We start from the raw sequence: 10,596 nt of genomic DNA on the forward strand, positions 1-10,596 counted from the left end.
CGCAAACAAATGGTATATGTGAGCGTTTCCATAAGACGATTTTGCAGGAGTTCTATCAAATTACGTTTAGGAAGAAGCTTTATAGCTCATTGGAAGAATTACAAGTTGATCTAGACGATTGGCTGAAATTCTATAATACTGAACGGACTCATCAAGGAAAAATGTGCTGTGGTCGTACACCACTTGAAACTTTACTTGATGGAAAACGGATTTGGGCTGAGAAAAATTTAGCTCAAATTTAACCTGACAGGCACAATAAAAAATGGGTAACTGTCAGATCAGGTTTGAGCTAGTACAAGTTAGGCCACCTGACCTAACGGGTTAATCTTATCATAGTACATTGCTTCAAACTCAAAAGGCGATACATAACCCAGTGCACTGTGTACACGCTTTTTATTGAACCAATCTACCCAGTTTAGTGTCGCAAGTTGTACATCCGCTGATGCCAGGCACGAAGTGTTTCAGGAATACAACTAATCTTAGGCGCAATTGCTGTGATTGCAGCCCAAGTAGAAGGATAATCTTGTTCAGATTCAATCAATAATTGAACCGCTCTTTCTCTGATTTCAGGGGTATATTTTAATTTTGTCATCGGGACACTACGCTTCGCTACGTCTTGCGAAGCAATGCTTCTCATCTCAGAATATTGACTCTCCGACAAACCCGGTACCGTTCACGGTAATCCATTCGCGTCGGTTGCAAGATGTATTTTTGTTGTTCGTCCACCGCGTGATTGTCCAATTGCTCTTTCGAAAACATGCCGAGCTCCACTTGCATGTTGATGCACGCGTATGTAGCTTCCATCAATGAATACCCATTCCTGATCCAGAATGCCTCGTAATCTAAAAAAATTTATCCCATAATCCCATACTTGCCCAGCGATTGAAGCGATTGTAAGCAGTTTGCCAAGGGCAAAGTTCTTGAGGAATATCCCGCCATGTCGCATCCGTACTTAGTTTCAATAAGATAGCTTCCATGATATTTATACTGTTTTTGAACAGTAACAACCATGTAATCGCATAGTATCTTGAATTTGCTGCCAAATATCATCGGTGAGAAGAGTACGTGCCATTGAAAAAATGTAGAAATGAAAAGAGCTTAAACGAGGATTTTAAGCATTTAAAACCAATTCTTCAAATGAGGACACGTCCTAAAATTAGTCTAAAGATTTAGATAATTTTCAAGCAGAATTTGATATATTTAGGTTTAAATTTAATTAATTTGATTAAATTATTACAGATAAGAATTAGTTTTACTTTATTGAGTGAAAAATGGAAAAATATACTTGGGTTGGAACGTTCGAAAAAATTTCAGAATGGTTATTACAGTATGAAGGTAACCAAGAGTATTTAATTCAGCTCCTTAAAAAAATTGGTGTAAATAAAGGTCTAGATGATCAAGATAAAAGTGGTAACAGTTTTCTATTACAAGAAATTGATCCTTTTAGTTTTATCGCACTCATATTGAAACATGGTGAAGAAAAAAGAAATCAATTGATCCAGAATTTAAGTGATCTAGAAAACTTAAATCTAGAAACTCCTTCAGATTACTCGGGGGTTCCTAATGTTCTACCTTTAGGCGCATGGCTATTTGCTTATGCAAAAGAACGCCAAAATTCAGATATTAAAACTTTATGGAAACTATTTGTTGCTATTCACAGGAGTGAAGAGCTAGAACAATTATTTAATAGTGCCTTAGAGATTAAGCAAACGGCTATAGGCAAGTTAAGCCAAATGATGTTTATGTTATTCCCTAGTAAATTTTTTCCGCTAGATGGTCAAACGGAAGATTGGCTAATTGAAAACAATATTTTAAGTTCCAAGAAAAAATTTTTATGGGTTGATTATAAAGCTGTTTTGGATGAATTGGCTGAGAGATTTAACTACTCTTTTGCTGAGCTTTCTCATAGATGTTGGTTTATAAATACTTATGATCTAAATGCAGAAAATCTAGATATTTTATTAGATAGGAATTATCAAAGAATTAGTGAAGGTACAGACAAAATTAAAGGTTTTATCAATCATTCAAAAAAACAGTTAGCTTTAGAAATTGGGTTAAAGAAGGATAAATCTACTAGTAAAAATATTTTAGATTTAGATAATTTCAATATCATTTTAGAGCATAGGTTAGATATAGAAATTCCTAGTCAATGGCGAGTTTTAGGTAACTCGAATCTAAGTCAAAAAAATGCACCTAATCTTTGTGGCAAAGAAGTATGTGTTTTCCGAATTAAAAATGAATTGCATAGCTGGAATAATGTTTTAGATATTTTAGATTTATATGATGGTTGTAATATCAGTGAAGTGAAGAGCTTTATTGATGATTTAGGTATAAAAATAGATATCAAAAAAAATGAGGAAAAAATGGTAAATCATCCTTTAAATCAAATTCTATACGGACCTCCTGGCACAGGTAAAACATATGCCACAACAGAATTGGCTGTTCAAATTGCTGATCCAGTGTGGTATGCCTCACTAACAGAGACCGACATTATCGAACGTCATAAGATAATTAAAGAAAAATATGATGAATTAATTAAGGCAAAGCAAATAGCTTTTACCACTTTTCACCAAAGTTTTAGTTATGAAGACTTCATTGAAGGTTTAAAAGCATATATTCCTGAAGAAGAGAAAAATATTGCTTATAAGGTTGAAGATGGGATTTTTAAACGTATTGCTATTGCAGCGATGAAATCACAAGGTATTTATCAATCAGATATAGGATTGAACCAAGAGCCAACTATTTGGAAGATATCTTTAGGTGAACGTTGGGAAACAGAACGACGTAAAAGATATTTTGAAAATGGTCAAGCAAGAATTGGCTGGAGTAATGTTGGTGATTTAAGAGAGGACCGTACTGAAAAAGAGCAACTATATTATGAATCGCTTAAGTCAAATACACATTCTACTTTGTATGATTTTAGCTCGAGAATAAAAATTGGCGATATTGTTTTATGTCTAAAAGACCAGCAAACAATTCAAGCTATCGGTGTCGTTACATCTGATTATTACTATGATTCAATTGATGAAGATGACTATGCACATGTCAGAGATATAAATTGGATTGCGAAGGATATCAGTTTAAATATCTTAGCTTTGAATGATCAAAAGAATTTAACTTTAAAAACTGTATATGAGTTATACAGAATGAGTTGGTCAAATATCCTTGAAGAGCTAAAAAAACAAGATATTGAAATAGATGGTCTGCATACGTCAGAAGTGGCTTTAGATCAGAATCATAACTATGTCTTAGTGATGGATGAAATCAACCGAGGTAACATATCAAAAATATTTGGTGAACTCATTACGCTTATTGAAGATGATAAACGTGCCGGTAAGTCTGATGCACGTGAGTTAACTTTGCCATATTCAAAAGAATCTTTCACTGTACCTTCAAATTTATATCTCATCGGTACGATGAATACAGCAGATAAGTCACTAACACAGTTAGATTTAGCTCTGCGCCGCCGATTTGAGTTTAAGGAAATTGGTCCAGATAGCCAAATTCTAGAGGATATGGAAGCATCGCAGCATGATGTGGATATTCCTCTAATGCTCAAAAAAATGAATCAACGCATTCAATATTTAAAAGGTAAAGATTATCAAATTGGTCATAGCTATTTCATGCCTTTGTGTTCGGTAATGGACGAAACTAAGTATCTGGAAACATTACGACGAATTTTTGAAAATAAGATCATTCCGCTATTGCAAGAATATTTCTTCAGTAATTTAAAACATATCGGTTTAGTACTGAATGATAATCCTGATGATATGGATAAGCGAAAGATAATTCAGGACTTGAATTTTGATGAAAATATCTTTGGCTATGGGCAGCAACCAAAAGCAAATCCATTGTTTGCCGTTGCATTAAATCTAGACTGCTTCAGTGATCTAAAACGTTTCCAACAGATCTATAAGTAAGATGATTACGGTAACAGAATACGCAGAGCTACAGTCTTATCAAAAGACTGTAGTGACTGATAAGGCTGCGAATACGGTGATAGCAAGCCGAAGAGCTTATATCAGCCAAGAGACCTTGGATTGGATCGTTGATAAGTACCAAGCACCTCATACAGATGAAACAGAACAGATTCCTATATTAGATGATGTGAGGCGTAACAGTTTTAAGCTGGGTGCTTATGTAGGCTATATACAAAGCCCTTTCAATGATGAGCAGATTCAAATTTTACCTAAAATTGAATTGGGTGACAGCCAGATTGAAAAGTCTAAGCTGATATTAAGAAACATACTTTCTGAGGTCTATGACATACGGCCTAAACAGATTAGTGAAGCTGATTTAGAGCAAACTGATTTGCCGTTACATGAATGGATTATTCGACGCTTTTTGGAAGAGCTCGAACAACTTATCCATCATGGGCTAAAACGTGATTACGAGTTAGTACAAGATGTGCAGCCTTATCTGAAAGGAAGGCTATTAGTTCAACAACAGATTAACCATGGAGTAGGTAAGGATCATCTATTTGAAATTGAATATGATGAGTTCCTGTTTAATGGTATTGAAAATCGCTTAATTAAAACAGCGTTAATTTATGCATTAGAAATGACTAGGAATGATCATTCTATCGCAATCGGGCATGATTTTACTGAATTAATGCATGAGATACCAACATGTCATGATCCCGTTGAAAGCTTAGGGCAATGGCGTGAAGGCAAGTTATTTAGTCAATACGAAGATATAAAACCATGGTGTGAGCTATTATTGCTGAATATCAATCCATCATTTCAAAATGGCGAACGCCGTGGCATGTCTTTACTATTTTCTATGCCACAGCTCTTCGAAAAATATGTGGCAAAAAAGCTACAAACTCAGTTAAAACCTTGCCATAGATTACAGATTCAACCGAGTCGACAAACATTGGTGAGTCACACACCTAAAAATAGAACATTACAAAACTGGTTTGCATTAGAACCTGATTTAGCTGTCTATCAAGGGGGGGACTGTCAGGTTATTCTTGATACCAAATGGAAATTTATTCATCAAGAGAAGGCTAATTCCACTGAAAAATATGGAATCAGCCAGGCTGATTTGTATCAAATGCACGCCTATGGCAATAAGTATTTAGGCCAAAAAGGTCAGTTGATTTTGATCTATCCAAAACATCAAAAATTTACAGTTCATTTGCCACATTTTAACTATTCAGATGAACTTAGTTTATATGTACTTCCTTTTGATTTGGAAAATGGTATTTTGGTTGGAAAAGAGTATATAGAAGCTATGATTTAAAGGGATTTTATGAAAATTTTATCAATTAATACCCTTGATATCGGTCAAAAGCTAACAAATAAGGAACTGAACCGTACCGGGATTGTCGGAGACTTTTTATTTAAGTTAGGCCACCTGACCTAATATTTTAATCTTATCATAGTACATTGCTTCAAACTCAGAAGAGGCTAGTAAGTTCTCTTCTTTATGGGATTGTAGACTGGCATAAAAAGCAACTTGAATTGAGTTGGTTTTCTCAATCAATATATGAACTAAAGATTACAGTAGTAATCTTTAGTTGTTGAAATTTACTTGGGTAAAAAGGTTAAAAATTTTCATCAGATTAAGGATGAATTTTATTTAACTAAAAGCTGTTTATTAAATCAGTGGCTATTCAGTCCAATGTTATTTTAGTGCTAGATTGTTGTTTTTTTAGTGATAAATAAGCAGAATTGTACTTTGCTTGGAAGTTATTTGAGGGGTAAGGAGTGAAAACGATACTGCTTTCGATCATGGGGATAAGCCCTCAGGTATTAACTGAAACACTTTATGCAATTCACATGCAAGGTAAGCCTTTTCCTGATGAAGTTTACTTAATCACATCAGTAAATGCAAAAGCAAAAGCAATTGAGTGGTTATTTGAAAGAGGGCAGATTGAGGATTTAAAAGCGCATCATAACCTTCCAGACTTCAAATTTGAATTAAGTCATATTTTGCTGATGCAACATGATGATGGTGTGGAGATTTTTAATGGGCGTGAAGAAGAGGATCAACAAAGTATTGCGGACTCCATTACTCGTATTGTTGCTAAGTTCACTGCAGATGAGAACTGTCGAATTCACGCATCAATAGCAGGTGGTCGTAAGACTATGGCATTTTATATGGGCTATGCCATGTCAATCTTTGGTAGAGAACAAGATATTTTAAGTCATGTTTTTGTTAGTAAAGATTTTGAATTTTCGGAGAATTTTTTTTTCCCAACCTTAAACGATAATTATATTGCTAACAAAGATAAGGTTTTAAATACTAAAGAAGCAAAAGTTACTCTTGCAGAGATTCCATTTGTGCGAATGCGAAATATGGTTGATCCAAGCTTTATAAATCAGATGGAAAGAAAGTCTTTTAGTAAGACTATTGCATTATTAAATACTTATAAAAATACAAGCATTAAGGTCCAAATAATATTTAATAAAAAATGTATTTTAGTAAATGGTATAGAGATTAAACTTCCACCGAAAGAACTAGCATTTTATCTTTGGTTATCTCAACAACCTGAAAGAAGAATTAATATTACTCGGCAGTTTTGTGCTGATACTAAATATAGCGCTTCTTACTTGAAAATGTATTCAATGGTTTCTAGCGATAGTCGAGTATTTACTTCTTTTAATGTTGATAGGGAAATGGTTGAGCAGTGTTCTGCCGAAACTTTGTCAAAATTAACAGATATAAGGCCATTCGAAAAAGATTGGCTTCAGCAAATTCGTTCTAAAATTAATGGACAATTTAAAAAATGGCTTGAAGCGATTGTGGTTGAAGCTATTGAGATAGGGAGTAATGAGTACAATACACAGCAACATGAGGTTTGTTATTTTATGTCTGAGACTGTAATCATTGAATGTTAGATAGATTAAGAAATAAACAATCCAATAGGTTTAATTTTTATTTAAATTATATGATAAAGGTAAGTTAATGCAAAAAGATAAATGTGTTATTTGTACTATAGGTACTTCTATTGCCAATGGTTGTGAGTTGCAACTTGAATACTTTAATCCAGGTCATGCATGGGAAGAGGATACAAAAATATTTGAGCAACAAATAAATCTGCGTGTTACAGGACTTAAAAACACCATACATAAAATATCTGCAGAGATTAATTCTCTTGAACGATTAGGTTTGACAACAATGAGTAAAGTGGTTTTGCTAGCAGCAGATAATGCGGCGAGTAAAGCTTGCGCTAATGAATTAAAAAAAAATATTGAACAAATTTTTGGTCTTGCGAAACAAAATATTGAAATTAAGCGTATTAAGGGGCTACAAGTACATGATGTAAAATCATTAAAAGAACAAGGATTTCGTGAGTTAGTCACCACAATATTGGCTTATTTAACGGATGATAACCTAAATTACCAATATGATTTGATCTTAAATCCAACAGGTGGCTATAAAGGAGTGATTCCATTTGTAACAGTATTAGGGATGTTATATGGAAAACGTAGTGTATATATATTTGAACATGCGGAACAATTGATTAATCTCCCCCCCCTGCCATTTAGTTTTGACATTGATATTTACAATCGTGTTGTGCCGGCATTGAAGCGTATTGATGAGCAAACGGCTATAGCTGAGCAAGAATATTACGCTTGTATTATTGATTATACTGAGCAGGAAAAACCGCTATTTACTTCATTTATTGAGCCTATTGGCGATAATATGGTAACGATTTCTCCTCTTGCTGAAGTACTTTTATCGATAGAGAATCGTAATTCCTATCCTATAGTTAGCCAGAATGTGATAGATGAACTCCAATATGATAATACACAACCAGCGTTAGCTTTAAAGCGATTAATTAAAAATAGTGTGAATCCATTATGGCGTAATCAACATAGTGAAAAATGGCATGAAACTAATTTAATCGTGATTAAGCAAAATGCTACTGCTGAACGTTTAGCTGGTTTTGTCAAAAATAATGCTTTTTATGTAGCTTATGCTTTTCGAACACATGAAATTTATGAGCGTGATTTACCAAAATATGATGAGAAAATGGCAAAAAATCTTAAGTATCAGCAATGGGAAATAACTGAAAATGTAGGCAAGTCACAAAGTAATGATATGGATTTATTAAGGGAAAGAGATCAATTGCTCATTGAAAATCGGTATTTAATAGAAAAAATTAAAACTCTAGAAGAAGTAATGGACAATAATGACTTGGATAAATTAGAGGAAAAAGATCAGCTTGAAGTGCTTAATCAAAAAATAATAGAGTTAAGTCAATGTATAGTAGACACTAAATTAGAATTAGAACAACAAAAAACACACGCTGAAATAAATTATCAAGCATTGGAAAAACAACTTGCTGAACAGCAGAAATCCACTAAAAAATTAATATCCAAAGGTTTCTTCTCAAGACTTTTTTATGTAGTTAAAGGAGGGAGGTAATTTGGTAATCCCCCCTAAAAATCAACAGTAAGAATCTATCGTTATGAGTGAAATATTACAGTGAATTATATAATTGGCAAGCTTGCTATTGAAGAATTTTTATTTAAATATGATATTGTAAATTTACACAGAAATTGTAAGTGAAGATAGCAGTTTGTTTAAGCATAGTTTACTAAGAGTTCAGGTGGTCAGACGTAGCTGTGTTAATACATGTGCTTAATTATTTGTTAATTATATATTTAAGATAATAAGAGGATAAATTATGGCTGGATTTAACCCTGCTAATTTTACAGTTGCTAAAGCAAAACCTTTGCCAGTAGTGCTACTGTTAGATGTCAGTAGTAGTATGGGGGGGGAGAGTATTAAAAAACTTAATATTGCTGTAAAAGAAATGATTTCAGACTTTGCCAGTGCAGAAAAAAATGAGGTAGAGATCTTAGTTTCAATTATTACTTTTGGTGCAAAAGTTCTCCTTCACACACCTTATACTTCAGCCAAAGATATCGAGTGGCAAGACCTTACAGTAAGTGGTAGTACCCCAATGGGTACAGCTTTTTCGATGGCAAAAGCAATGATTGAAGACAAGGAAACAACGCCATCACGTGCATATCGTCCAACAATTGTTCTAGTTTCAGATGGTGAACCAACTGATTCTTGGCAACAACCTTTACGTGCTTTAGTTAATGATGGGCGCTCAAATAAGTGTGACCGTATGGCAATGGCAATTGGTGGTGCAGCTTCTAATACCGTACTTAACGAATTTATCTCGGGTACAGAGAATAAAGTATTCACAGCTCAAGATGCTTCACAAATTCAAGAGTTTTTTAAATTTGTGACCATGTCAGTTACTACTCGTACCAATAGTCAAAATGCCAATGTTGTGCCTAAACCAGAAGAAATAGAGCAATTGGTTAAGCAAGAGCAAAATCAACAGCAAGAAGAGTCAGATGAGTTTATCTAAGCTTCACTGCATTATCGATTGTTCTGGAAGTATGGTGGAGTATGGTAAGCCAATGTTGTTAGTTAACTTAGTACGCTATATCAGGCAATTTACTGAGCAACATGACACCAATATATGTTATTTCAGCTGGCAAGAGAATATTACACAACTTCATTGGTCAGTTGGAAGTGATGTTGAATTACCTAGCACTAGCGGGGAGGGGAATGTTGATGCACTTTGTAAGTGGATTGAAAGAAACCCAGACGTCAAATTTTTGCTATTGACAGATGGTTACTTTAAGTTAAATGCACAACAGCGGTTTCAATTAAGCCAACTCGATCATTTATATCTGATAGGTGTAGGTGGTGATGCGGATCTGCCACACTTAAATACGCTATCTAATAATTGCTATCGTGCAGAACAATTAGATCAAGTTTTACATATGATTTTGCGATCCGAAATTGTAGCCATGATTCCATCGCGCAGAGTTGATTTAACTCATATTATTGAAAATGAATCGAATGATGATGACTGGTAATAATTTAGTATGGCGAGGTTTCAGTGGTACCGAAATAGGGCCGTTTCATCAACGCCTTGGATTACCTAATCAAGATGCTTGTCACTTAGAACTTGATAATGAGTTGGTCTTGATTGCTGTGTCTGATGGTTTAGGAAGTAAGCCTTTATCTCATATTGGTTCTCAAGCGGTATGTCGAGCAGTAGTGAGAGTTGCTCGACACTATATGAGTACATTAGTAATTGAACCATTATCTGTTATTGAGTTGTTTCATAGTTTTTGGTTAGAAGAGCTGAATGGGGCTGAAGTTGAACAATGTAGCTGTACAGCACTCTTCGCTATTGTATTTGGAGATAGTACTTTTATTGCTCACATTGGGGATGGTGATTGCTGCATCATTACGTCGGTTAAAAATGAGCAACAGATCCATTTTTTAACTGATAAAGATGAAAGTTTATTTGCCAATCAAACATACTCATTAGGTAAAAAAAATCAGGTTGAAAAATGGAAATTTTGTGTACAGCCAACTGTAGAGTTAGAGGCTTGCTTTTTAGTTACAGATGGGATTGCTGATGATTTAGCTTCTGAGCATCGTATTGATTTCTATCGTGAACTGTTGAACCAATATCGTCTGTTATCAGATATTGAAGTTACTTTAGATGTAAAGCATTGGATAAGCGATTGGCCGGTGACAGGTCATAGCGATGATAAGACTATCGCTGCTTTATATCGTTAATCATTGTTGGATATATGTTTGAGT

At 34.4% G+C, this 10,596-nt stretch carries 8 protein-coding genes and 3 pseudogenes; 8 read left to right on the plus strand and 3 right to left on the minus strand.

Going from position 1 to position 10,596, the window contains the following annotated elements; all coding sequences use genetic code 11:
• A partial coding sequence (locus BJN41_RS05915) for an integrase core domain-containing protein (protein ID WP_141730354.1) occupies positions 1-242 on the plus strand: 242 nt, incomplete at its 5' end.
• A gap of 57 nt (positions 243-299) precedes the next feature.
• Here BJN41_RS05915 and BJN41_RS15370 read toward each other — a convergent pair.
• From BJN41_RS15370 to BJN41_RS15840, 3 pseudogenes are all read right to left on the minus strand, one after another.
• A pseudogene (locus BJN41_RS15370) lies at positions 300-440 on the minus strand (integrase core domain-containing protein); the annotation flags it as partial.
• Positions 437-592: pseudogene (locus BJN41_RS15835) on the minus strand (IS3 family transposase); the annotation flags it as partial. The pseudogenes BJN41_RS15370 and BJN41_RS15835, both read right to left, overlap by 4 nt.
• 84 nt (positions 593-676) lie before the next feature.
• Positions 677-1,072 (minus strand): annotated as a pseudogene (locus BJN41_RS15840) (IS5 family transposase); the annotation flags it as partial.
• A 199-nt stretch (positions 1,073-1,271) separates the two neighbouring features.
• Between BJN41_RS15840 and BJN41_RS05930 the strand changes: the two are divergent.
• The 7 genes from BJN41_RS05930 to BJN41_RS05960 all read left to right on the plus strand — a co-directional run bounded on the left by BJN41_RS05930 (position 1,272) and on the right by BJN41_RS05960 (position 10,572).
• Entirely contained in the window at positions 1,272-3,920 is a 2,649-nt protein-coding gene (locus BJN41_RS05930; protein WP_070153976.1) for an AAA family ATPase, read from the plus strand.
• Between the two features lies 1 nt (position 3,921).
• Positions 3,922-5,244 carry an McrC family protein gene (locus BJN41_RS05935; RefSeq protein WP_070153977.1) on the plus strand — a complete coding sequence of 441 codons (1,323 nt, stop codon included), beginning with the start codon at positions 3,922-3,924 and terminating at the stop codon, positions 5,242-5,244.
• A 467-nt stretch (positions 5,245-5,711) separates the two neighbouring features.
• Positions 5,712-6,845: a CRISPR-associated ring nuclease Csm6 gene (gene csm6 / locus BJN41_RS05940; RefSeq protein WP_070153978.1), complete on the plus strand. Its 1,134-nt coding sequence runs from the start codon at positions 5,712-5,714 to the stop codon at positions 6,843-6,845.
• 67 nt (positions 6,846-6,912) lie between these two features.
• The gene (locus tag BJN41_RS05945; protein WP_074964456.1) at positions 6,913-8,379 is read left to right on the plus strand and encodes a putative CRISPR-associated protein; all 1,467 of its coding nucleotides are present in this window, start codon (positions 6,913-6,915) and stop codon (positions 8,377-8,379) included.
• Positions 8,380-8,641: 262 nt separating this feature from the next.
• Positions 8,642-9,340, plus strand: a complete 699-nt coding sequence (locus BJN41_RS05950; RefSeq protein WP_010111349.1) for a vWA domain-containing protein — start codon at positions 8,642-8,644, stop codon at positions 9,338-9,340.
• The gene (locus BJN41_RS05955) at positions 9,327-9,857 is read left to right on the plus strand and encodes a hypothetical protein (RefSeq protein ID WP_010111351.1); all 531 of its coding nucleotides are present in this window, start codon (positions 9,327-9,329) and stop codon (positions 9,855-9,857) included. Before BJN41_RS05950 ends, BJN41_RS05955 begins: the two co-directional genes overlap by 14 nt.
• Positions 9,847-10,572, plus strand: a complete 726-nt coding sequence (locus BJN41_RS05960; protein ID WP_227515217.1) for a PP2C family serine/threonine-protein phosphatase — start codon at positions 9,847-9,849, stop codon at positions 10,570-10,572. Before BJN41_RS05955 ends, BJN41_RS05960 begins: the two co-directional genes overlap by 11 nt.
• The last annotated feature ends 24 nt before the right edge of the window (positions 10,573-10,596 follow it).

The organism is Acinetobacter towneri (genome assembly GCF_001758345.1).
In the GTDB taxonomy this organism is placed as follows: domain Bacteria; phylum Pseudomonadota; class Gammaproteobacteria; order Pseudomonadales; family Moraxellaceae; genus Acinetobacter; species Acinetobacter towneri_A.

What these genes read in the sequence shown, in the direction of transcription:
- BJN41_RS05930 (WP_070153976.1), top strand. Translation starts at nt 1,272, where the DNA reads ATGGAAAAATATACTTGGGTTGGAACGTTCGAAAAAATTTCAGAATGG.
- BJN41_RS05935 (WP_070153977.1), top strand. Translation starts at nt 3,922, where the DNA reads ATGATTACGGTAACAGAATACGCAGAGCTACAGTCTTATCAAAAGACT.
- BJN41_RS05945 (WP_074964456.1), top strand. Translation starts at nt 6,913, where the DNA reads ATGCAAAAAGATAAATGTGTTATTTGTACTATAGGTACTTCTATTGCC.
- BJN41_RS05950 (WP_010111349.1), top strand. Translation starts at nt 8,642, where the DNA reads ATGGCTGGATTTAACCCTGCTAATTTTACAGTTGCTAAAGCAAAACCT.
- BJN41_RS05955 (WP_010111351.1), top strand. Translation starts at nt 9,327, where the DNA reads ATGAGTTTATCTAAGCTTCACTGCATTATCGATTGTTCTGGAAGTATG.
- BJN41_RS05960 (WP_227515217.1), top strand. Translation starts at nt 9,847, where the DNA reads ATGACTGGTAATAATTTAGTATGGCGAGGTTTCAGTGGTACCGAAATA.